Annotated in this window: 22 protein-coding genes and 1 tRNA gene; 17 read left to right on the forward strand and 6 right to left on the reverse strand. The window is 41.7% G+C overall.

Going from position 1 to position 23,427, the window contains the following annotated elements:
• Positions 1 to 15: 15 nt before the first annotated feature.
• From ACLOAU_RS11975 to ACLOAU_RS12000, 6 genes are all read left to right on the forward strand, one after another.
• The gene (locus ACLOAU_RS11975; protein WP_427862106.1) at positions 16 to 540 is read left to right on the forward strand and encodes an FKBP-type peptidyl-prolyl cis-trans isomerase; all 525 of its coding nucleotides are present in this window, start codon (positions 16 to 18) and stop codon (positions 538 to 540) included.
• Between the two features lie 6 nt (positions 541 to 546).
• Entirely contained in the window at positions 547 to 1,035 is a 489-nt protein-coding gene (locus tag ACLOAU_RS11980) for an FKBP-type peptidyl-prolyl cis-trans isomerase (RefSeq protein ID WP_427862107.1), read from the forward strand.
• 353 nt (positions 1,036 to 1,388) lie between these two features.
• Entirely contained in the window at positions 1,389 to 2,579 is a 1,191-nt protein-coding gene (locus ACLOAU_RS11985; RefSeq protein ID WP_427862108.1) for a hypothetical protein, read from the forward strand.
• Positions 2,580 to 2,763: 184 nt separating this feature from the next.
• On the forward strand, positions 2,764 to 4,191 hold the full coding sequence (locus tag ACLOAU_RS11990) for an L-serine ammonia-lyase (RefSeq protein ID WP_427862109.1): 1,428 nt from the start codon (positions 2,764 to 2,766) through the stop codon (positions 4,189 to 4,191).
• A gap of 98 nt (positions 4,192 to 4,289) precedes the next feature.
• Positions 4,290 to 5,093 (forward strand): orotidine-5'-phosphate decarboxylase, encoded by an 804-nt coding sequence (gene pyrF / locus ACLOAU_RS11995; RefSeq protein WP_427862110.1) that lies wholly within the window; start codon positions 4,290 to 4,292, stop codon positions 5,091 to 5,093.
• 47 nt (positions 5,094 to 5,140) lie between these two features.
• Positions 5,141 to 5,214, forward strand: a tRNA-Arg gene (locus ACLOAU_RS12000).
• 85 nt (positions 5,215 to 5,299) lie between these two features.
• On the opposite strand, the gene ACLOAU_RS12005 is transcribed toward ACLOAU_RS12000, so the two are convergent.
• Positions 5,300 to 5,716 (reverse strand): winged helix-turn-helix transcriptional regulator, encoded by a 417-nt coding sequence (locus ACLOAU_RS12005; RefSeq protein WP_427862111.1) that lies wholly within the window; start codon positions 5,714 to 5,716, stop codon positions 5,300 to 5,302.
• Between the two features lie 115 nt (positions 5,717 to 5,831).
• Here ACLOAU_RS12005 and ACLOAU_RS12010 point away from each other — a divergent pair, with 115 nt between their 5' ends.
• The 3 genes from ACLOAU_RS12010 (at position 5,832) to ACLOAU_RS12020 (ending at position 10,251) form a co-directional block, all read left to right on the forward strand.
• Complete coding sequence (locus tag ACLOAU_RS12010) at positions 5,832 to 6,635, forward strand: enoyl-CoA hydratase/isomerase family protein (RefSeq protein ID WP_427862112.1); 804 nt, start codon at positions 5,832 to 5,834, stop codon at positions 6,633 to 6,635.
• 82 nt (positions 6,636 to 6,717) lie between these two features.
• Positions 6,718 to 7,656, forward strand: a complete 939-nt coding sequence (locus ACLOAU_RS12015; RefSeq protein ID WP_427862113.1) for an NADP-dependent oxidoreductase — start codon at positions 6,718 to 6,720, stop codon at positions 7,654 to 7,656.
• Between the two features lie 609 nt (positions 7,657 to 8,265).
• Positions 8,266 to 10,251 carry a glycoside hydrolase family 97 protein gene (locus ACLOAU_RS12020; RefSeq protein WP_427862114.1) on the forward strand — a complete coding sequence of 662 codons (1,986 nt, stop codon included), beginning with the start codon at positions 8,266 to 8,268 and terminating at the stop codon, positions 10,249 to 10,251.
• A gap of 39 nt (positions 10,252 to 10,290) precedes the next feature.
• Here the strand turns inward: ACLOAU_RS12020 and ACLOAU_RS12025 are convergent, their stop codons facing one another.
• The 3 genes from ACLOAU_RS12025 to ACLOAU_RS12035 are packed head-to-tail and all read right to left on the reverse strand — an operon-like array spanning position 10,291 to position 12,092.
• Positions 10,291 to 10,701, reverse strand: coding sequence for a secondary thiamine-phosphate synthase enzyme YjbQ (locus ACLOAU_RS12025; RefSeq protein WP_427862115.1), 411 nt, complete (start codon positions 10,699 to 10,701; stop codon positions 10,291 to 10,293).
• Positions 10,702 to 10,752: 51 nt separating this feature from the next.
• Entirely contained in the window at positions 10,753 to 11,451 is a 699-nt protein-coding gene (locus ACLOAU_RS12030; RefSeq protein WP_427862116.1) for a type 1 glutamine amidotransferase domain-containing protein, read from the reverse strand.
• Positions 11,452 to 11,504: 53 nt separating this feature from the next.
• Positions 11,505 to 12,092, reverse strand: coding sequence for a DUF4142 domain-containing protein (locus ACLOAU_RS12035; RefSeq protein WP_427862117.1), 588 nt, complete (start codon positions 12,090 to 12,092; stop codon positions 11,505 to 11,507).
• A 213-nt stretch (positions 12,093 to 12,305) separates the two neighbouring features.
• On the opposite strand from ACLOAU_RS12035, the gene ACLOAU_RS12040 reads away from it, so the two are divergent.
• The 8 genes from ACLOAU_RS12040 to ACLOAU_RS12075 all read left to right on the forward strand — a co-directional run bounded on the left by ACLOAU_RS12040 (position 12,306) and on the right by ACLOAU_RS12075 (position 20,234).
• Positions 12,306 to 13,445, forward strand: a complete 1,140-nt coding sequence (locus tag ACLOAU_RS12040; RefSeq protein WP_427862118.1) for a DUF4932 domain-containing protein — start codon at positions 12,306 to 12,308, stop codon at positions 13,443 to 13,445.
• Between the two features lie 155 nt (positions 13,446 to 13,600).
• A complete protein-coding gene (locus ACLOAU_RS12045; protein ID WP_427862119.1) occupies positions 13,601 to 14,425 on the forward strand; it encodes an XAC2610-related protein in 825 nt (274 codons plus the stop codon).
• Between the two features lie 37 nt (positions 14,426 to 14,462).
• On the forward strand, positions 14,463 to 15,125 hold the full coding sequence (locus ACLOAU_RS12050; protein WP_427862120.1) for a hypothetical protein: 663 nt from the start codon (positions 14,463 to 14,465) through the stop codon (positions 15,123 to 15,125).
• Between the two features lie 453 nt (positions 15,126 to 15,578).
• On the forward strand, positions 15,579 to 16,985 hold the full coding sequence (locus tag ACLOAU_RS12055; protein WP_427862121.1) for a sugar porter family MFS transporter: 1,407 nt from the start codon (positions 15,579 to 15,581) through the stop codon (positions 16,983 to 16,985).
• A 17-nt stretch (positions 16,986 to 17,002) separates the two neighbouring features.
• Positions 17,003 to 17,656, forward strand: a complete 654-nt coding sequence (locus ACLOAU_RS12060; protein ID WP_427862122.1) for an ankyrin repeat domain-containing protein — start codon at positions 17,003 to 17,005, stop codon at positions 17,654 to 17,656.
• Between the two features lie 118 nt (positions 17,657 to 17,774).
• Positions 17,775 to 18,452 carry a response regulator transcription factor gene (locus tag ACLOAU_RS12065; RefSeq protein ID WP_427862123.1) on the forward strand — a complete coding sequence of 226 codons (678 nt, stop codon included), beginning with the start codon at positions 17,775 to 17,777 and terminating at the stop codon, positions 18,450 to 18,452.
• Positions 18,449 to 19,750 (forward strand): sensor histidine kinase, encoded by a 1,302-nt coding sequence (locus tag ACLOAU_RS12070; protein WP_427862124.1) that lies wholly within the window; start codon positions 18,449 to 18,451, stop codon positions 19,748 to 19,750. Before ACLOAU_RS12065 ends, ACLOAU_RS12070 begins: the two co-directional genes overlap by 4 nt.
• 46 nt (positions 19,751 to 19,796) lie before the next feature.
• A complete protein-coding gene (locus ACLOAU_RS12075) occupies positions 19,797 to 20,234 on the forward strand; it encodes a PepSY-like domain-containing protein (protein ID WP_427862125.1) in 438 nt (145 codons plus the stop codon).
• A gap of 269 nt (positions 20,235 to 20,503) precedes the next feature.
• Here ACLOAU_RS12075 and ACLOAU_RS12080 read toward each other — a convergent pair whose 3' ends face one another.
• A complete protein-coding gene (locus ACLOAU_RS12080) occupies positions 20,504 to 22,465 on the reverse strand; it encodes a family 2A encapsulin nanocompartment cargo protein cysteine desulfurase (protein WP_427862126.1) in 1,962 nt (653 codons plus the stop codon).
• A complete protein-coding gene (locus ACLOAU_RS12085; protein WP_427862127.1) occupies positions 22,446 to 23,372 on the reverse strand; it encodes a family 2A encapsulin nanocompartment shell protein in 927 nt (308 codons plus the stop codon). Before ACLOAU_RS12085 ends, ACLOAU_RS12080 begins: the two co-directional genes overlap by 20 nt.
• Positions 23,373 to 23,427 lie beyond the last annotated feature (55 nt).

Genomic DNA, 23,427 nt, shown 5'->3' on the forward strand with positions numbered 1-23,427 from the left:
AAATTGCAAAGGAAAATGAAAAAAAGATTTTGGCTCCCGGTTGCTGCTGTTGTAACCGCTTTGGCTTTAACGGCTTGCCTGAAGAATAATGATGATGACATTGTAAGATGTACGCCATATAGTTTGCAAAGAGACCAGCAGGCGATTGATTCGATAATTGGTTCTGAGTTGGATTCTTATACTTTTGACACTCAGAATTCTCTATACTACAGAATTAATAACCCTGGTGAAGGAGAAGGAGCTACTACAAATGATTCTCTTGTCGCATTTAATTATGTTGGTCGATTGCTTAACAGTACCGGAACAGGGGCTATTGTTGACTCACTGACGATCAAACCACCAGCTACGAATAATTTGTCCTATTATGCGCGATTAATCGTTGCCTCTTACGCGTTGCCGAAAATTAAAGAAGGAGGATCAATAAGTGTTATAATACCTTCATCACAGTTATTTGGCTGTCAGGAAGCGAATGGGGTAAATCGTGTACCACCGAATTCTCAATTAATTTATACCTATAATTTAACCGACGTAAGAAGATAAAATAATATGAAGAAAATAATTTTCTTTTTAGGCGTCGTGACTGCTTTTGCCGCAGTAGGCTGCTTAAAAAATAATGATGATGATTATAAACCGTGTACTCCCAAGACAGTAGAATCTGAACTGCCTGCAATGGCTAAATTTGCAACTGACAGCTCAATTAGTACGACGACGGATGCAACCGGACTCCTATATCAGATAATTGAACCTGGTACCGGTTCCACTCCCAATGCAAACAGCTCCGTGGTTGCAAAATATGTGGGCAGATTCATGGATGGCAAAGGGTTTGATTCTTCGTATGTAAGAAGTCCACAAGGCGCTACATTCAGGTTAAACGAAGTGATTTCTGGTTGGACGATCGGTATACCTAAAATAAAAGTAGGTGGTAAAATTAAATTGATTATTCCATCGTCACTGGCTTATGGATGTGGGAGCCCCTACGCATTTTTAAACAATCAGCCACTGTACTTTTACGTAGAATTGGTAAGTGTAAACTAGGCGACTGTACTATAAATTATTTTAGAGCCCGATTGATTTCGGGCTTTTTATATTGATTTAGCTCTGATTGTAAAAAAATGAGCAAAAAGTACTTTATGGGATCAATTTCGTTTTTTATTTGTATCTCTATTGAGAGATACTAAACCTTTGAAATTTATTAGCCTAAATAACCATGAAGAGAATTATACTACCAGCTGTTGCATGCCCTTTCCCTTTTTTTATTAAATAGGATGTTGCAAAAATGTCACCGTTTGACATAAACAAAAGAGCCGATTAGCATTTACACACTTATAAATTAAGCGAAAGCTTAGCTGTCTAAATACCGCCTTTTTTAATTTTAAATATGTTAATTTATGAATCAGAAAAACTTTATTAAGAAAAAACGAACAGGCATCCTGTCATGTGCCATTATCCTATTTTGTTTAACAAATATTATTTCCTGTAAAAAAGATGTGATTGAAGAGGCACCGCCTTCTATTGAAAAGAAAGATTATTTGATTTTGAAGAATGGGGAGGAATTTGATAGATTAATCAGTATGGTTTCTAATATGTCGGATAGTGCCTATAATAAATGGAAGGTTGAAAATAATTTGAAACATAGCTTATATGATAAATTCGTAGAGAGTTCAAACGAAGTAGAGCGCATAAAAACTGAAGATGAGAAAAAGAGGGTAATTGATACTAACTTTTTTTATCTTAAAAATAACATGGTCTACAGCAAAAATGGTATTCTCTTAGATAAGGTTTTAAATCAATTTGGGGTAATACAAATAGGTCAACATATTTTGAGATATCAAAACAACAACACCTTTTATGCCGATGTAAACGAAGCGAATCAGAAACCCATAAATGCCAATATGCCTTTTAGCGAACTTGCTCTTCGCTTTAAAAATGCACCTTCCTTAGATGGAAATCTATCTAAAAAAAATGGTACACAAGCGAGATCTGTTGATGGTATTATTACAAATCCTCGGAATGGTCAACAGTATAATTTTGAGTTGGCGTATCAGGAGGATGAAGTTGATCCGGTTTATAGATACAGGACCTGGTTGTTTGAAAGTCATATTGTTTATTCTACCGGCAGAACTGACTTTTGGGGGAAGCCCATTTGGTCGACTAATTATAGGGTATATTTTCAATTTTCTCTTCAACAACGGTTACTTGGGAATTGGATTAATATGGGGGCCTATACTAATTTAAGCTTTTTTCATATAGAGTCCAAAGTCGGCCTTGGCAGAAGTGGTTTTGTGTATTGTCCAGGAATTATTACTTACGGTGATCAGACTTATCCAGTTGCAGATAATACAACACCCTTTAATCACACCAGTCCTTCAGTAACTAGCACTGCAATGGGAGCATTTCCTACTAAAGAGATCTATAAAACGAATACAAATGTCGATATGCCAGACTATATTTCTATTGGCCCACCTCTTCCGGGCGTACCACCTTCAGCTAGGACTTATACGGCGCGAATAAAGATAAACATAGAACACAGCAGAGATGTATTGCCTGATCGGTATTTTTATTATGAATATCAGCAATAGCATTTAATAAAAATGAACCCCGAAAGCCCGATTCATTTCGGGCTTTTTCGTTATATATAGGTTGATATATATACTGCTGTACAAGCGAGCGTGGCAACACTGATGCCCTATGTTTACTGCTGACACCACAAAAAATTATAGCAGGCGCTGCTTTCCGCTTATTTTTGCCCCTTAAAATGTTGTAATGCTATACGAGCCTATTTCAGTATTTGATATGTTGAAAATCGGGGTGGGACCCTCCAGCTCCCATACATTAGGCCCATGGCGCGCCGCGGAGCGTTTTTTATCGGAGCTTGAATCGAAAGGAATTTTGACTGAAGTAATCGCCGTAAAAATACTGCTATATGGTTCATTAGCTAAAACCGGTATAGGGCATGGTACCGGTATAGCCGTACAAATGGGCCTTTGCGGATACGATCCGGTTACCTTCGATGTGGAGCAGATTACACCCTCGGTTGAAAAGATTGCCCGGGAGCAGCAACTATTACTGGCAGGAAAAATCAAATTGCACTTTAATCCTGCCACCGATATAGAATTTCTATACACCGAAACGCTGCCTTATCATTCCAATGGCCTGACCTTCCTGGCGGTATTAACCAACGGAGAAAACATTGCCGAGACTTATTACTCCATTGGCGGTGGGTTTGTGAAAAAAGAAGGTGAGGAGGTGATACCTGATGCATCGGTGAGTTTGCCATTTCCTATTAATGATGCCGACGACCTGTTAAAATGGTGTATTAAAACCGGACTTTCTATTCATGAGATCGTTTATGAAAACGAGCAAGCCTGGCGAAAGGAGGAAGATGTAAGATCCGGCATCTTAAAAATATGGCAGGTGATGAAGGACTGTGTGTACCGCGGCTGCCATACTACCGGTATTTTACCTGGAGGTCTCAACGTGCACAGAAGAGCGGCCGGGCTCAATAAAAAACTGATTGGCGATGTTGCTTATAATAATTACGACGAATGGATTGCTGCTATACAAAAGGGCGGTAACAGCTTCAAATACATACTGGATTGGGTGAGTTGTTTTGCACTGGCGGTAAATGAAGAAAATGCCTCTTTCGGTCGCGTGGTAACAGCGCCTACCAATGGCTCGGCTGGTGTGATTCCCGCAGTGTTGCACTATTATACCGTTTTTTGCAGTGGTAATGATGAATCTAAAATTATTGATTTCCTGATGACGGCCTCCGAAATTGGGAGTATCTTCAAAAAGGAATCAACTATCTCCGCGGCTATGGGTGGTTGCCAGGCCGAAATAGGAGTGTCTTCATCTATGGCTGCAGCTGCTTTAACTGAAGCATTGGGAGGTACACAAAAACAAACCCTGATGGCCGCTGAAATAGCCATGGAGCATCACCTGGGCATGACCTGTGATCCCATCGGCGGACTGGTGCAGGTGCCCTGTATTGAACGTAATACAATGGGAGCGATAAAAGCTATCACGGCCAGCCAGCTGGCCTTGCAAAGCACGCCTGATTTTGCCCGGGTTTCACTGGATGAAGTGATCAAAACGATGTGGGATACGGCACAAGACATGAATTTTAAATATAAAGAGACGGCAGATGGTGGGTTAGCTGTAAATGTTCCCTTAAGTTTGCCGGAATGTTGAGGTTGGTTAAGTGGTTGACAAGTTGACTGGTTGAGAAGTTAACTGGTTGAAAAGGTTGAATCTTAAAGGGCTGGAAAAAATAAAGCATTATAATAAAGATGACAAGAGCAGAACTGGTACAATTAATTAAAAGCAGGAAATCTTATTTATGTGTAGGGTTAGATACTGATATAACAAAAATACCGGAGCATTTGAGGGATACAGCAGATGGGGTGCTGGAGTTTAATAAAGCGATTATCGATGCCACGCGCGATCTGTGCGTATCTTATAAGATCAACACTGCTTTTTATGAAGCGCAGGGTGTTGCCGGCTGGCAAACCATGCAGCAAACCGTAGAATATATCGGTAATGAGCATTTTAAAATAGCTGATGCTAAAAGGGGAGATATTGGTAATACATCCGACCAGTATGCCAAAGCATTTTTCTCGGCCCTGCCTTTTGATTCGGTAACAGTAGCTCCTTATATGGGAAGCGACAGCGTACAGCCTTTTTTAAAGTATGATGGCAAATGGGCCATTGTGCTTGGATTAACTTCTAATAAAGGTGCTGCAGACTTTGAACTTCAACCTTGCGGAGATGGCTTGTTGTATGAGAAGGTATTAAAAACGGTGTCAGAATGGGGTACTGACGAAAACATTATGTTTGTGGTAGGTGCCACCCAGGCAGATTCTTTTACTGCTATCCGCCAAATTATTCCGGGACACTTTTTGCTGGTTCCCGGAGTAGGAGCTCAGGGTGGTAGCTTAAAAGATATATCGGAGCAGGCAATGAACAGCGACTGTGGATTGTTGGTAAATGTAAGCCGGGATATCATTTTTGCTTCCGGCGGAGCTGATTTTGCAGAAGCTGCCCGTAATAAGGCATTGGGCTACCAGGAAGAAATGGCGAAATATTTAGGATAGCTTCAACTAAAATCTTTATATTTGCGCCCTGGAATTTTTTTCAGGATGGTCCGGTAGCTCAGCTGGATAGAGCAACTGCCTTCTAAGCAGTAGGTCATTGGTTCGAATCCAATCCGGATCACATAAAGTTCAGGCACTTACAATATGATGTAGGTGCTTTTTATTTGCTCTCTATGCTGTACACCGTCTGTTGGCTTACGGTTTTATCAGGCAGCTGTTTTCTTAAGCTTTTGCTTTAAATTTTTTAGAAAAGCTTCTTTGTCCTTCTTTATTTCTTTCAAAAATGCTTTATGGGTGTCGGATAGTGTGAAGTACTTCTCACCCCATAAATAAATCTCTATCATCACGGGAAGCAGATCAATCCCCTTTTCAGTAAGGCGATACAAAAACTTCAATTTACTGTCGGGGTGCTCCGACCTTGAGATAATGCCAGCTGCTTCTAATGTTTGCAATCGGGAAGCGAGTATATTGGTGGCTATTTTTTCTTCCGATTTTAAAAAGTCGCCGTAGGTACAGGCCTTTGCATACATCAGGTCTCTTACAATCAGCAGCGACCATTTATCTCCCCATATATCCAGGGAACTGCTCACAGGGCATCCCGACCTTTTCTTTATTTCTGTCATAAAAAATAAATTTACTTGCTTTTTGCAAGTATTTGTTTCTATATTTGCACTTGCAATTTGAAAGCAAATTTACAAAAGATGCTTTTATTTTTCAATCAAACTAAAATTGAAAATTATGATCTTCACAAAGCAAGTGATCAGCGAAAGCTACTGGAAGGTAAGTATCAATAACCCTCCGGTAAATGTATTCGATCCCGAATTTTCCGTACAGCTCCGGGACCTTATGGATCAATTGGAGGCTAATGAACAGCTAAAAGTTGTTGTTTTTGAAAGTGCCAATCCTGATTTTTATGTGGCACATGCGGAACTGGTGAACATTTTTGAGTTTCCCAAGGGCGAGGGAAAAACCGGTCTTTCAAAATCCTGGCCCGATGTGGCAAAGCGGCTGGAGCAGGCGCCGTTTGTAAGTATCGCATCTGTGAGGGGCCGCGCACGGGGTTTAGGTAGCGAATTTATCCAGGCCTTCGATATGCGGTTTGCCAGTAAAGAAAAGGCCGTATTTGCACAGCCGGAGATCGGGATCGGCTCGTTTCCCGGCGGTGGCGGACTGGAACGCCTGCATTTGTTGACAGGTAAAGCGAGAGCGCTGGAGATCATCTTAAGCGGTGACGATTACAATGCTGAAACTGCCGCAGCATATGGATGGATCAACAGGGCTTTTGCCGATGATGAGCTGGATACTTTTGTAGATAATTTAGCGCGCCGGATCGCTTCCTTTGACCTGAAGATCATTCAAAAAATCAAAGTCACTATGAATGCAAGGGCATTCCTGCCCCAAAATGAGCATATCATGGAAACCCAGGTTGCGTTCTTCGCTTCGCTTACGGAGCCGGAAGCAAGAACAAGGATTAAAAATTTACTGGACCAGGGTCTGCAGACTTACGGCGATGTGGAACTCAATCTTGCAAAATATCTTTAAACACCATCAGCAAAGCGTGGATATACAGACGCGATATCATCACGCTTTGCTCATTAAAAAAACATAACATCAAACAATAATCATGAAAGCGATTATCATAAATAAGCCCGGCGGCGTAGACAACTTTGAGTATATAGAAACAGCAAAGCCTGAAATCAACAGCGATGAAGTATTGGTGCAGATAAAAGCTGTGAGCATAAACCCGGTAGACGTTAAGGTACGCGCAGGCGGTGGTATTTATCAGGTCCTTAAAAACGAGCATCCGCTTATACTTGGCTGGGACATCAGCGGAGTGGTGATAGCTTCCGGCGCCGACGCGGCTTTTAAGCCAGGAGATGAGGTATTTGGAATGGTCCGCTTTCCCGGTCACGGTAAAGCCTATGCTGAGTATGTGGCAGCGCCGGCGAGTCAGCTTGCAGCCAAGCCGGCAAATATTACACACGAGCAAGCCGCTGCCTCAACGCTGGCAGCATTAACAGCTTACCAGGCAATGACCAGGCACGCGAATGTAAAACCCGGGCAAAAGGTATTGGTACATGCTGCTGCTGGTGGCGTAGGCCACTTTGCCGTACAAATAGCCAAACACCTGGGCGCTTATGTGGTCGGCACTTCTTCTGTTAAAAACAAAGATTTTGTGATGAGTATGGGCGCTGACGAACACATCGGCTACCAGGGTTACGACTGGAAAAACAGTGAGATTAAATACGACTTTGTGATGGATACGGTAGGCGCTGAAAATATTGACAAATCATTGGATGTGGTAAAGGATGGCGGGGTAGTCATCAGTATTCCTGCCGGATTGAGTGAAAGCCAGATAGAAAGGGCCAAAGCAAAAAATGTAAATGCAGTGTTCTTTTTGGTGACGTCAAGCGGCATAGATATGGAAGTACTGGCTGCCTGGCTATCGCAAGGTATCATTAAGCCTCATGTGTCAGAAGTGTTCAACTTTAATGAAATGGATAAAGCGCACCTGCAGGTAGAAAGCGGCAGGACTGTGGGTAAAGTGGTAGTACGCTTATAAACACATAATGCTCTGAATCTACAGTGTCAGGCGAATCTTTTGCCAGGGGGGATGGGCCGTCGTTCGCTAAAAGTGAAATACATACATGTACTGGTTGATGTGCTTTGCTTACCGTTATGTTCTAGGGCACTTTAAGCAAAGAGGCCTGTATAGAGGTAAGGGCTTTTGGCTTTCATCATATATACAGCCTGCCCCATGTAAGTATGTTGTCAAGCAGGGTTTGTGTAGCGTTCGCATCTGATGAATTAAATTATATTTACTGTAAAGAATAAATAAGCTTGACTTCAAAAAACAAAATTTTAATTCATAGAGATGAACTGAAAGAAAGTGGCGTCGACATCTTGTCTCTGCATGGCCTTAATTTAGAAGCCCACGCCTGTATTTTAAATTGGGAAAACAAAAAAGATAATGTAGCTTTATGCTTACTTAAACGATTAAGCAATCTTGGATTGACTAAGATTTGTGGTGCATTTAGCTGATATTTTTGAGACAGATCTCAATAATTCAGATTCAATACTGTTGAAAAATTGCTGGTAAATAACCAAGGACATTGATGCAATTATTATTTGAATTTGAAATAAATAACGAAGATCAAACTAATTTAATACTATGAATATTTTTCGAATGCTGCCTTTGTTTTTTTTGTTGACTAACATTTTACCTGCTTCAGCGCAAAACCATCTTCAGTTAGCGTCTTTCGATGGAACGATTAAATTTTCATTTAAACTCACAAAAAAAGCACCGGTTTATAAAATAATTTATAAGGGAAAAACTATAATCGACGATTCGGAACTAAGTCTCGCTTTTATCGGAGAAGATGGTTTTTGGACCTCTCTTCAATTACTCAAGCCTATATTTAAAGAAGTGGATGAGTATTGCGATTTAGTTGTTGGGAAGGTAAAAACGGCAAGGAATCAGTATAGGGAAGTCAGTATTCCCCTGATAGAAAAGGGCGGAAAGAAAAGACGAATAAACTTCGTGGTCCGGGCATTTAACGACGGGCTTGCTTTCCGTTATGAGTTTCCAGAACAGGAGAATTGGTCATCTTATATATTAACTAATGAAACCAGTACTTTTAATGTATACGGTAATCCCACAGTTCATGCGCTCCTTTGGAATAATTACAATAACACACACGAGGGGTTTTATCAAAAAAACAAATTAAGTGAACTTAAAACCGGTGACCTGATGGATCTCCCGGCTTTATTCGAGTTTCCAGAAAAAGTTTATATGGCAATTACCGAAGCGAATCTGAGAAATTATGCCGGAATGTATCTTACAAAAAATAATGGTATACTAACAAGTCAATTATCTCCCTTACAGGGCCAAACAGAAATAAAAGTGAAAGCTAGTCTTCCCCATAGCACACCCTGGAGAGTGATGATGATTAGTGATCGAGTAGGGGCTCTGCTTGAATCCAACATATTAACCAATTTAAATGATCCTGCTCAAACGAAAGATTGGTCTTGGTTAAAGCCCGGTAAAACTTCATTTCATTGGTGGAATGGTGATATTATTCCAGATACAACTTTTGCTCCGGGAGCCAATTTTGAAACCAACAAATATTACATTGATTTTTGCGCAAGAAATGGACTGGCGTACCATTCGGTAATTGGTTACGGTGGTTTTGCATGGTATCAAAGTGATGCACCTAATTACGGTGCGGTAGGCCCCAACACCGATGTTACTAAAACTGTACCCAGTTTAAATATGGCGGAAATATGCAATTATGCCCAAAAAAAAGGCGTTGATATACATGTTTGGGTACATTGGAAAGCCATTTATCCAAATTTGGATAAGGCCTTCTCCCAATTTCAGAAATGGGGCATTAAGGGTATGATGGTAGATTTTCTGGAGCGGGATGATCAGGAGATGGTTAACATCCAGGAAGAAATTTTAAAGAAAGCTGCTGAACATAAATTGTTTATTCAATTTCATGGTGCATATAAATCCACAGGGTTACATCGCACCTATCCCAATGAGTTCACTCGAGAAGGGGCTCTGAATTATGAGAATAACAAGTGGTTTACGGAGGGGTTAAGTCCTAATCATGACTTAGATGTTGCTTTTACTCGTCTTTTGGCTGGAGCAACGGACTACCATTTGGGAGGATTTAGAGCAACGCCTTCAAAAAAATTTAAAACGCAGTACACCAGGCCATTAATGATTGGCACCCGGAGCCATATGTTAGGTATGTATGTGGTGTTAGAAAGCTATTTGCAGATGGTGGCCGATTACCCGGCAGCCTACGAAGGACAGGCAGGCTTCGAGTTTTTACAGAAAGTTCCGACTACATGGGATGAAACAGTAGTTCCGAATGCAGAAGTGGGGAAATACATAACAGTAGCCAGGCGTAAAAATACAGACTGGTATGTAGGGACAATAAATAGCACAGAAGCAAGGACCGTGAATATGGCTTTAGACTTTTTACCTGAAGGAACTTATACGCTTGATTGGTATACCGATGCGCCCGACGTAGATGAGCATCCCGATCATCTGATTAAGCAAACCAAAACCGTAAGTCACAAAGATGTGCTCACCCTGGAATTGGCGTCTGGAGGTGGTCAGGTAATGCACCTCAAAAAACAGCAATAAATTAAAGAGCAAATGCTTGAAACACAATTTTAAACTTAATTAATCTATAACAGTAGCTACCAATTTTCTGCGGCCTCCATGATACCTGAATTCGCACAGGTAGATGCCCTGCCAGGTGCCCAGGTTTAGCCGATGGTGGGTGATAGGTATGGTAACCGCATGCCCTACAACTGAAGCCTTAATATGTGCCGGCATATCATCAGGTCCTTCGTCGGTGTGTACAAATTTCGGGTAATGCTCCGGGATCCAGTCGCCAAAAAAAGTTCTAAAGTCTTTTAATACGGTAGGGTCTGCGTTCTCATTAATCGTAAGACCGGCCGACGTATGTTTAATAAACAGGTGTAGCATACCTGTTTGCGGCAATTCGCCTAACTGGTCCAATACCAGTTCTGTAATAATATGAAAACCGTATGAAAATTCGGGTAAACTAAATTCAATCTGCCGCGCCATCTATGTAGAATTTGCTTCAAAAATACTCATTTTAATAGAGCAGCGCTATCGCTAATCTATGACAGTTCCTTTTTGCAGCAAAGCAATGAGTGCGCTGGCTGTCGATCCTGCTGATAAAGGATTTTGCCCCGTTACAAAGAGGCCGTCTGTTTCCACATGACTGGCAAATGGTAACACAGCACTTTTAAAATCAGCGCCCAATTTTTTTAAACGTGTTTCCAGATGGTAGGGAATATTATCCGCACGTAGGGTAAGCGTTTCCTCAGTGTTGGTAAAAGCAGTGATTCTCGTTCCGCTTAAAAGGCCTGGCGCTAGTTCTGCTGCTTTCAGCAATGCAGCAGGTCCATGGCATACTGCGCCTATTGGTTTACGGGATTTAATAAACTCCAGTATTAGCCGGCCATTGTAGTCGTTGTCGGCAAGGTCCCAGAGTGGGCCATGCCCACCCGGATAGAAGACAGCGTCAAAATCTTTTGCATCCATTGTAGTAAGCAGGTGCGTGGCACCAAACGCCGATTGAGCCTCCGTATCGTTATTGAACCGCCTGTTGGAAGCAGTTATATTTTCGGTTAACAAACTAAGGGGATCTACCGGTGGTTTGCCGCCTAAAGGACTGGCCAGTGTTACCTTATAACCTGCATCAATGAATTCGTAATAGGGATCGGTAAATTCGCCCAGCCATACACCTGTTGTGCTATCTGTATTTTCCATCGCTGAATGCGAAGTGAGTACCATTAATATATGCTTCATAAGTATTATTGTTGATCGTTTTTTACAATAATGAGATCGGTATGATTATGGAGTTACTTTAATTTGTTAAGTGTTGATACATGGTCCATATGCTTATGCAGCACCGGTAACGTATTGTCAATAAAAGCCTTTAGTGCAGTGTCTTTCACTGTTTTTTGAGCAGCTTCAAAAAGTTGGATGACTGTTTCGTGATCTTTAATCATTTGAGCAATATATGCCCTGTCAAAATCGCTGCCGTTTTTCGATGATAACTGAATAGCCACCTGTTGTTTGTCTTCGCTGGCTTTAGCGGGAAGCTGAATGTTCTTGCTTTCAGCAATGATCTTTAATGCCTCATTGGCTTTACTATGGTCCTCAATCATCATACGCCCAAATTCCTTTACTTCAGGAGCGTTACTCTTGCTGCGGGCCATTTCACCCAATTGTATTTCAGCCATGCTGCCGTTGGCTGCATCTATTGCAAATTTAGTCTCCGGCTCCGTTAAGGTAGAGGGTATTGCACCACCTTGTATTGCGCTGTCTGTAGGCATACCCTGGGTATTTTCAGGTTGTCCTGTTCCATCTTTGTCATCTGATATACCATTACAGCTGTATAAAATGGCAGCGGCGATAATGGTCAAAAGGGCGAATCTGTTTTTCATGCTATTTCTGTTTTATAAATAATTTGTTATGCATTTCTATGAATCAATAGGGAATTGTGTTATGCGAAATTCAAAATCCATACCGAATGGAAAACAGGGGCGTGGTTTTTTTGCCTTTGCCGGTATCCTGTTGCGAATCATAAATCAAGTTGGAATATTTAAAGGAACTGTTGATATTTGCGCCCTTTAATCAATCCGTTCAACCAAAATATAATGAAGACTATTAGTGTGTTACTTTCTGTTCTTTTGATTTCCCAAATCATTCATGGCCAGGAAGGATTTAGAAAAGTAAATTTTGATGAAAGCTTTAAAAAAGCTAACCGGGGAAAAGCTAAAGTAGAAATCGATGAGGTGAAAGAATTGCTTCATATCATGATTGCGATTACAAAGTCAGGGTTGGAGAACGATGATATGGTAGAGCAAAGAGGATCATATTATAAAAATGTGATACAGCATTTTGGACCTTTTAAAGAAGAGCCTATTATCACCCGGTTTGATTCTTTAATAAAAGTGAATCCGCTTAACTATATCTTTCTTACAGGCAATGCCTTGAGCTATAATTTCAAAGGGGATAAATTGGTGGCTGATAAGAATTATTTATTTCCTGCGCAAAGTGTTTCTGCACATACTACCATTACCGTCAATCCTATCACAACTTATAAAAAAGAAATAGAGCTATTCGCTAAAAAGACGGGCTTTAAACATTTCTATAAACAACAGTTAGGGTTTTATAATGCTGTGATTGGTGAGTATAAAAAGTTTGCCAACCTGCAGGAGCAGTGGGACTGGCTGGAGAAAAATTTTACGACCCGTGTAGATAATTATACTATTATGTGCTCACCTTTAATCGGTGGATTAAACTATACTACCAGTTACACGGACAATCATTTTAAACAGATCATGATGGTGTTGCCCGCACTGGAAAAACCATCAGGGCAGACAGAAAAACAAAATATTGTTTTTAATACCAGGATCATGTTTACAGAGATCGATCATAATTATATCAGCCTGCCCACTAAAAATAATAAGGCGGCTATTGATGTAGCTCTTCAAAACAGAAGCAAGTGGGTGGATACTACAAAAAACGGCACAGAATATTATCCCAATCCTTCGAAGATTTTTGATGAGTATATGACCTTTGCTACTTTCTGCCTTTTTTGTGGGGATAAGTTTGCCGGTGATCCTACCACGATAAAATATGCTTATGACGATGTGAATAGTACATTAAAGAGCCGTGGTTTTATAAAGGCTGTCGAATTCAATGAAGAGCTGAAGCGACTAAAACAAAACAATCCCACTAAAAATATTGAAGAACTCTATCCTGAATTAGTAGCGTGGTGTGAGAGGCAATAGAAATAGTTTAGGTTTGCAAATAATAAATTAAACCTGCAGATTGTAAAAGGATCACTTGGCTGAGATGCAAAGCAATATATTTGAGAGATATTTTCGGATATAGCAAACAGGTGATGCTCATACGATTTTTAATAATAGTTTTTTTTGCAGCTGGCATGCCTACAGTAGTTCGGGCTCAAACTACTGTAATTACCAGGGCGTTTTATAAAGGTACCGTTGGTAGCTATCCGATCGCTATGCAACTGCAGCAAAAAAGGCAGGGTGATACACTTAGCGGGAGCTACTACTACCTGCGCAGCGGCCGGGAAAAAACCATCAATCTTACGGGAGTCTTACAACATCCGACCTTACTTACTGAAAAAGTTGCCGTAGAGAAGGAGGGCAAATATGTAAGGGAAACAACCGGACGTTTTTCTATTACAGCTCCTTTACTGGCTACGCGCAAATTGAATGGTAGCTGGACGAATACAAAGACAGGCAAACAATTGCCGGTGCAGTTGCAATTATTGACTGCAGCTGAAGACGCACCTGTGTTTTATGATTACGAACTGGTAATACATAAAGAGAAAATCGTCAATCTTTCAGAGCAGGAGGAGCTGCGGTATAAAGCCACTGCTTTAAAAATTATACAGGAAGGAAAAGTTTTGCAAACCTTGTCAGGCTTCAGTGAGTTTATAGGCAACCAGCCTGAAATTGAATTAGAAGATCTGAATTTCGACGGCCATTTTGATATCAAGATTCCCATTTCTTTTCCAGACAGAACCAAGTATGATGGCAGCTTCATGTATTTTATTTACAACTCTTCCACTCAAAAATTTATCCGTCACCAGCAGTTGATTGACCTGGAATACCTGCTTTTTGATCCTGTTAAAAAGGAAATATATAAGTATAGCGAAGCACCGGAAGGGTTTGTTATTAACTGTTATAAGTGGCGGGGTAATGAAGTGTACCTTCATCATACTGAAAAAGCACAGGAGTAAATAATACTATATTATTCAAAACAATACAACCATATAAATGAATATTGCCGGGCTCAACCAATTAGAACACGATCCACAGGTCATCCGGGATTACGTTAAGAAGTCTGCATTTGGGAAGAACAAGTTGATGTACCTGCCATTAATTATAGGTATCATGATTTCTATGTTTCTGGCGTTTGCTGTTTATGAGGGTATGCTGCAGGAAATAGGATATACGCTGGCGGGGATCTTAGCTGTTGTGGCGGTTCTTTGCTTTGTGGGTGTAGCGGTTGTTAATCGCGCTGCTCATAAAAAGCTAAGTCGCGAAACGGATTTTGTACCTATCTGCATGGCCCAAAAAGTATATGGGGAAGATGCGAATAATAATTACTATGCTATTTATACCTGTGGGGCAAAGAGGCATGATGGAGCATTTATTAACCATATCGTAAACAAAATATTTGCACTGCCTGCCAACACCAATGATAAGATCGAACAAAGTGTGAATAAACTATTTCAGAAAGACTTTATCAAGCCAGGAGAATTTGCAAAGCAACTTCCGTTGTCTTTTACCGAAGGCGAAGTGGTATGGAGAAGGCAGTTCGCTTTAGGAACCTTGCCTAAGGCTGCACAGCAACAAATTGAAGATAATAACGGGCAATTTTGGGTGGTAGGATTAAACCCTGAAAATGCCTTCCTGTTTCGTCAATATTATATGTAACCGTTTGTTGTTTTATTGCGTGAAAGAAGGAATGCTTATTTCTTTTCCGATCACCACATCATTGAATACGATGTTCTGTGTATTTGATAAACTCGATGCCATACTGCAGGTATCATAGTTTTAATGCCCTATCAAATTCTCGTTTGTTCTGTTGTTGCCTGGGGAGCTGCGCACAAAACTGTATAAACAAGTGAGGAGTACGAGGCTCAACCATTTCATAATTGTCTGTTATTTAAATTGTTTAACCAATAAGCGATAAAAGCAGAACTATAGTTTGAAAGAGGCCAGCAGTGGCGATGGCTTTTTTTATGTAAGACATAGTGTTGAGGCTACAGATAAAAATGGCGGCCGGATAAAATAATTACAGTAACTTCAGAAGCACTTTTTAACTATAAGCCATATGAATGGTAGCCCCTGGCCGAAGCCGTTCATAATAATTAAATACGACATACAATGATGCAAGCAGGTAACGATGCTTTAAACAATACAGCAAAAGGTGGAAAAAATTTATTGGGAATATCCATTATTGCTGCTCTGGCCGGATTTATATTTGGTTTTGATACCGTGGTGATATCCGGGGCTAATCTGCCTATAAGAGAGCTGTGGCAAACCTCTCCCTGGTTTCATGGATTTTTTATTATGTCAATGGCATTATGGGGAACGGTTATAGGAGCTATTTTTGGCGGCGGACCTACGGAAAAATATGGGCGTAAAAAAGTGCTTTTATGGATCGGTATATTTTTTACAATATCTTCTTTAGGCTCAGCAATAGCACAGGATCCCTATACTTTTTCTTTTTTCCGTTTTATGGGCGGCCTTGGTATTGGCATATCCTCTGTTGCTGCCCCTACGTATATTTCTGAGATTTCCACTCCGCAAACCCGCGGAAGATTAGGAGCAATGTATCAATTTAATATAGTGTTTGGTATATTGATTGCTTTCCTGTCTAATTATTTTTTGAAAGGAGTTGATGGTAGTAATGACTGGCGCTGGATGCTGGGTGTAATGGCTGTACCGTCTCTGATATATACTTTGCTGGTATTTGGCATTCCTGAAAGTCCCAGGTGGTTAGTAGCCCGTAAAAATGATGATAACGGTGCACGGAAAGTATTGCAAATATTGGGTGTTCAGAATGCTGAAGAAGAGATCATTGCTATCAGGAAGGCCGCCGAAGTCGAATCTCAGAAACCCAGGACCTCTTTCTTTAGTGCGCGTTATAACCGAATTCTCTGGCTGGCCTTTTTAGTGGCATTTTTTAATCAATGGTCGGGGATCAATTTTATATTATACTATGCTCCTGAAATACTCGAAAGAGCCGGCCTGGCTTCAAAGGATTCTTTGTTGAATTCTATAGCTATTGGGGGTACGAACCTCGTGTTTACATTTGTAGGTCTGTACCTTATTGATAGGGCCGGACGCAAAGCCTTGCTGGTATGGGGTTCTATAGGATACATTATCAGCCTGGGAATGGTAGCCTATGCGTTTTATGCGCATACATCGCCGGAGTTCCTGCTTTCCTTTTTGTTATTGTTTATTGCTTCGCATGCTATCGGGCAAGGTGCCGTAATATGGGTATTTATTTCAGAAATATTCCCCAACAGGATACGGGCGCTCGGACAATCTTTCGGAGCCAGCGTGCATTGGGTATTTGCCGCTATTATTACCCTGGTTACGCCTGTTTTCCTGGATGCCGACAGCGGTGTCTTTAAAGATAATCCATGGCCGATATTTGCATTCTTTGCTTTTATGATGTTGCTGCAGTTGATTTGGGTGCTAACTAAAGTGCCCGAAACCAAAGGCGTTTCGTTGGAAGCCCTGGAGAAGCAGCTGGTAGGAGCCGAAGCAGGTGGCAAAGAATAAATCGTAAAACGGAGGATATGAGAGCGTTGATCATTGTATTATTGCTGGTATGCTGCAATTTTTGCAGTTCACACAATCCGGATCATATGTATTCAACTATCATTGAAGATGTAAAAAAGAATGACCTGAAGGCTGTAGAAGCAGCTTTGAAAAAGGGTACTAATGTAAATACAACAGATGACACAAAGAGATCATTGCTGTTATGGGCTACCCATGGCTCTAACCTTGAAATGGCACGGCTGCTATTGGCTCATCGTGCTGATGTCAACCAGCAGGATGAGATATTAGACAGTCCTTTTCTATATGCCGGTGCTACGGGCCAGACTGAAATGTTGAAATTGTTTCTGCAGCATGGAGCGCGTTTTGATGTATTTAACCGCTATAACGGCTCAGCTTTGATTCCTGCCTGTGAAAGAGGACATGTGGAAACCGTGAGATTATTAGCTACCACCAAAGGATTTCCTATCGACCACGTGAATCGGCTGGGTTGGACAGGATTGCTGGAGGCAGTGATCTTAGGTGACGGAACCGGGAAATACCAGCAAATCGTGCGTATTCTTAAAGATGCCGGCTGCAATATTCATATCGCTGATAAAAATGGAGTTACCTCCCTGCAACACGCAAAAAGTCTGGGTTATAAAGAGATCGTTCGGATCCTGGAGTCTGAATAAACTTCCCCTATTTTTTGGGCGATATTTGTTCCTGTTTTTTTACGGTTTTAATAGCTATTATTGTAAGCATATAATGATGCTGAATGGCACGTGCAACAAATAAAACTGGAATGATCACATGAAAATATTGGTGATAGAAGACGAGCCGGAGTTGTTAAGAGTCATCCGCCAGTCCCTGCAAAAAGAACATTTTTTGGTGGAGGAAGCGCCGGACTTTGAAACAGCCATGCGAAAAATTATTGCCTACGATTACGACTGTATCTTGCTGGATATTATGCTTCCTGACGGCAACGGTATGGATATTTTAAAGGAGCTGAAAACCATGCGCAAGGCTGACAATGTGATTGTTATTTCAGCAAATGATTCCCTGGATGACAAGGTACAGGGCCTGAACCTGGGTGCTGACGATTACCTTACCAAACCATTTCACATAGCGGAGCTGAATGCGAGGATACGATCTGTGCTTCGCAGAAAAGCTTTCAGTGGTAAAAATATATTGGAACTGGGCAATGTAAAATTAGACCTCGATGAAAGAACGGTAACCATTCGCGATACACCGGTTGCATTTAATCGTAAGGAACTGGATGTATTGACTTATTTTATGCTGAACCATAATCGCCTCGTATTAAAAACGGCATTGGCCGAACATGTTTGGGGCGCTTATGCTGACGAAGCCAATGATTACGAATTTCTTTACTCGCAGATCAAAAACCTGAGGAAGAAATTAAATGAACATGATAGCGGCCTCGAAATAAGGGCGGTGTATGGCATTGGCTATAAGATGCAGGTAATATGAAATTGCTGAACCATACACTGTTGTATTTGTCTGTATCTCTTTTAGGCGTATTAGGACTTTGGGCAGTTGTCTTCTACTTTTTTATGCTGCAGGAAGTAAAAGAAACCGTTGATGACGGTCTTACCAATTACAAAATGTTTATTGTACACCGGGCCCAGGGGGATACATCCATGCTAAGCAGCGATTCATTTGGAGATAAAAATTACAGGATCAATGAAATACCCGCTGAACAAGCCATCCGGGTATTAGATACTTATAAGGATACGCTGATTTACCAGGAGCGGTTGGAGCAGCATGCGCCGGTGCGTTTATTAACTACGGCATTTGTGGCAAATGAGAAGTATTATGAATTAAAGATCATATCTGCAGTTATTAATAAGGCCGATCTGATAAGAAAGCTTTTTCTGGCCTTGGCAGCTTTGTATGGTGTGATGCTCGCCAGTATCCTGGTGGTTAACAATTTTGTTTTAAAGAAAATATGGAAGCCGTTTCATTATTTATTGACCCAGCTCAGAAATTTTAGACTCGGTAATACCCCTTTATTTAAACCAGCTAATACATCAGTTAAGGAATTCAGAGAGTTGAATGATTCCTTACAATCCCTGCTGCAAAGAAATTCAGATACCTATTTGAGTCAGAAGCAGTTTAATGAAAATGCTTCTCATGAATTGCAAACACCGCTGGCAATCAGTATTAACAAGCTGGAATTGCTGGCAGAAAGAGGGGCGTTAACAGACGAAGATGCAGCAACAGTAGGAGAAGTAATACAGGCCCTTGAAAGTCTCAAACGGCTGAATAAAGCGCTGCTGTTGTTGTCTAAAATAGAAAACCAGCAATTTGCAGAGGAGCAACAGGTACGGTTTAACGATGTTTTTAAGAAACTGGTACGGGACTTTGCCGACCTGCTTCGTTTCAGAAAGGTACAGGTACAGCTGGTGGAGGAGGGTAGTTTTGAAAAGCAAATGAATAACACCCTGGCAGAAATACTTGTAATGAACCTGCTTAAAAATGCTATTGTGCACAATAGGCCTGGGGGTACCATAGTGATCACCATATCCCATTCCGGATTTAATATGGAGAACACAGGGGCCGCTGAATCATTAGATGAGGAAAAAATGTTCGACCGGTTTTATAAGCGATCGGCCGAAAGTGGCTCTACCGGTTTAGGCCTGGCCATTGTTAAGGCAATTGCAGGTTTGTACGACCTTTCTGTTAATTATGTGTTTAGTGCTGGTAAACATACGTTCAGTATACAAACGGGTGACCATGGTGTAGAACAGGGCCGCGGGCATTCCTGAATTTTTCCCGTTTTGGTCTTTTATTTTTGTATTGTAAACGAGACAAGTGTTGAGAACGATTATTTTACTGATATTACTGGTAACGGGTAGTTATTTAAACGCGCAGGAAGTGCAGTCTAAAAATGTACCTTCTATCATCATTAATGCTTTACAGGTGAAGTTTCCAAAAGCGGCTGATGTTGTCTGGAAATTAGAGAATGGATCATACAAAGCAGAGTTTGAGATGGGAAGACAGGAGTATGAAGTTTGGCTCGACCATAGTGGAAAACTAAAACGCTGGAAACAGGATTTTGATAAAGAAAAGTTACCTGCTCCTGTAAAATTATCCATCCAGAAATCTTTTGACGGGTTTGCGCCTTCCAGCGTAGAACGCCTGCAGGAGGGGCGTAGTGTTTTTTATAAAATGAGATTAACCAAATCAAAGGAAAAGCATAAAGTACTATTTACAGAGCATGGGAAGTTGTTGTCCGACCAGGTACTTTAACGGATCTTATAACAAACCGGCATCAATTTAATTGAAATGCATCCGACTGGTTTGTGAGACACAAACCTCAGCATAGCCTTGGCCAGTGTCACCACTGGCTGGAAGGGATGGGAAACTATATGTAATAATAATTTTGATACCTGTGTATTATTAGTTTAATACGCTTGTGAACCTGGAGCCGCAGCATGATGATATGCCTGCGTCTTTTTGCTAATAGTAAAGGCCGTGAAAACGGCCTTTCTCATGTAAAACAACAAGAAACAGTAAAATCAATATTTACCTGCAGACAAGCGGCTCACCACTGTAATCAGCCGGTCTACATCTTCGCAGGTATTATAAAATGCCAATGAAGGTCTTACGGTAGTTTCTACGCCCATTCTCCGCAAAATAGGCTGCGCACAATGATGCCCGGTTCTAACCGCTATCCCTTCCTGGTTGAGCGCTTTACCTACATCATCATTAGAATAACCTTTTAATGTAAAAGATAAGACACTTGCTTTGTTAGCTGCGGTGCCAATAAGTCTTACACCACGCACCTGTTGTAGGTGGTGCGTTGCATAATCCAGCAAAGCATGTTCATAAGCCCCTATATTGGCCATACCTAAATGGGTTACATAATCAATAGCCGCGCCAAGGCCAACAGCATCAGCAATATTACCGGTGCCGGCTTCAAAACGGTTCGGCGCTTTGTGATATTTGATCTCTTCGAATGTAACGTCCTGTATCATATTACCACCGCCTTGCCAGGGCTCTGTTTCATTTAAAAGGTCTTCTTTGCCATATACTACACCAATACCTGTTGGGCCAAAAACCTTATGCCCTGAGAATACGAACCAATCAGCATCTAATGCCTGTACATTTACGGGCATATGGGATACTGATTGAGCGCCGTCTACCAATACCTTCGCACCTGCATTATGAGCCAATGCTACAATCTGTTCGGCCGGGGTAACGGTTCCCAGTGCATTAGATACCTGGGTAAGTGCTACCAGTCGTGTACGGGGCGTCAATAGTTTGGCATATTCATCAAGAAGTATCTGCCCGTCATCATCAACTGGTATCACCTTTAAGGTAAGTCCTTTTTTATCTGCCAACCTTTTCCACGGAACAATATTCGCATGATGTTCCAGGTTGCTGACAATAATTTCATCACCACTTTTTAAATGCTGTTGGCCCCAGCTTTGGGCAACCAGGTTAATACCTTCTGTAGCCCCCCGAACGAAGATGATCTCATTAACCGACCGGGCCCCCAGGAACCGCTGTACTTTTTTTCTCGCCGCTTCATAAGCATCTGTGGCACGTGCGGCCAACTCATGTGCAGCACGGTGAATATTAGAATTTTCATGCTGGTAGAAATAGCTGATCCGGTCAATCACTGATTGCGGCTTTTGAGTAGTCGCTGCATTGTCCAGCCAAACCAGGCTTTTCCCGTTAACCTTTTCATTCAATATGGGGAAATCCTTTTTGATTTTATAGGCATCAAAAGCATGATTGAATCCACCCAATGACTGGCTATTAAATTGATGTGGATGATTTTGCAGGAAGTAAAACGATGGCCCTGCCTGGTCAACCTGGTTTTGTAGAGGCTGTATCGATGCATCTGGCAAAGTATTACTGTTGAGCACGCCTAATATGGCACTGATATCTGACCAATAAGGTTGCTCATCAATAAATGGTAATGCAAATGGATCTGCTTTAGCCGCAGGTTTATCGATACTTGCATCCGGGAAGCTGGTCACCGGCTCTTTCAGGCTGAAATCATTTTGTTGATGGGTGTACGAAGGAGACGCCCCACTGCCTGCTACAGAAGCAGGTGGCTGGCCATTTTGAAAGGCATTGGCATCATTATAACCCTGGATATAGGAGCTATTGCCTGGTGCGTGATCTGCATCAGCCCAATTGAAGCCTGGATTAAAATAATCCTGGTCGGCCCCGGGGACAGACGGCGCAGTTATGCCAACGCCAGTCACAGCCGGTGGTGTTGCTAATGCACCCACAGGCGATGCCGGCGGCTGGGTTATTCCCTGTGGTACCACCCCATTTGAAAAGGAACCCAATGGCAGGGTGGACGCCCCGCCGCTTAGAGATTGTGCCAGGGCGGTAGCACGGGGATGCTCATAAGGATCCAGGGATATTTCTTTGGGAACATTCTCTGGTAATGCTTTAAAGAGCTGGTTAGCCCAATGCTGCAGCTCTCCAACATCCGGAAGATTATTGGTATTTGTACTCATGGTAATTTCCTATTTCAACGTCATCTAATACAGCAATGGCATCGTCCACCAATACTGCCAGAGAGCAGTACAATGAAACCAGGTAAGAGGCAATAGCTTTTTCGTTAATGCCCATGAAACGAACGGATAGTCCCGGCGTCTGCTCTCCCTGTAAGCCGGGTTGAAAAAGGCCTACCACACCCTGGCGGCTTTCGCCGGTACGCAGCAAAATGATCTTGGTTTTTCCTTTTACAATAGGTACTTTATCAGACGGAATTAATGGAATGCCTCTCCAGGTAATAAATTGAGAACCAAAAAGAGAAATGGTAGGAGGTGGTACGCCTCGACGGGTACATTCCCTGCCAAAAGCTGCAATAGCCAACGGATGCAGCAGAAAGAATCCGGGCTCTTTCCATACTTTGGCGATTAATTCATCCAGGTCATCGGGAGTTGGTGCACCCGTGCGCGTTTTAACCCTTTGCTCACTCGCTACACTATGCAATAAGCCATAGTTGGCATTATTGATCAGCTCGCTTTCCTGTCTTTCCTTAATGGTTTCTATGGCCAGTCTTAATTGTTCTGAGATCTGGTTATAGGGTTTGCTGTATAAATCAGAAACCCTGGTATGTACATCTACAATGGTTTGCACTGCAGCCAGGTTGTATTCCCGGGGATTCTCAACATAATCAACAAAGGTTTGCGGTAAAATCTTCTCATCGCGCGAGGAGCAGTCTACCTCTATCTGCGTCGCATTTTTCACTTTGTTCAAGCGGTACACACCCGACTCCACAGGCACCCAGTTTAACAGGCGGGTTAGCCAGCGTGGAGATATAGTAACCATTTGAGGTACGGTACGGGTAGCAATTGCAAGCTGCCGCGCTGCTACGTCGCCAAGGGCAGTTTGTTGTTGGGTTTTTGTTTCAGCCATGATCTAGTTTTTAAAAGTTATCACACAAATATATTAGAAAAAATAATTAGTCTAT

The organism is Paraniabella aurantiaca, assembly GCF_050309965.1.
GTDB lineage: Bacteria > Bacteroidota > Bacteroidia > Chitinophagales > Chitinophagaceae > Niabella.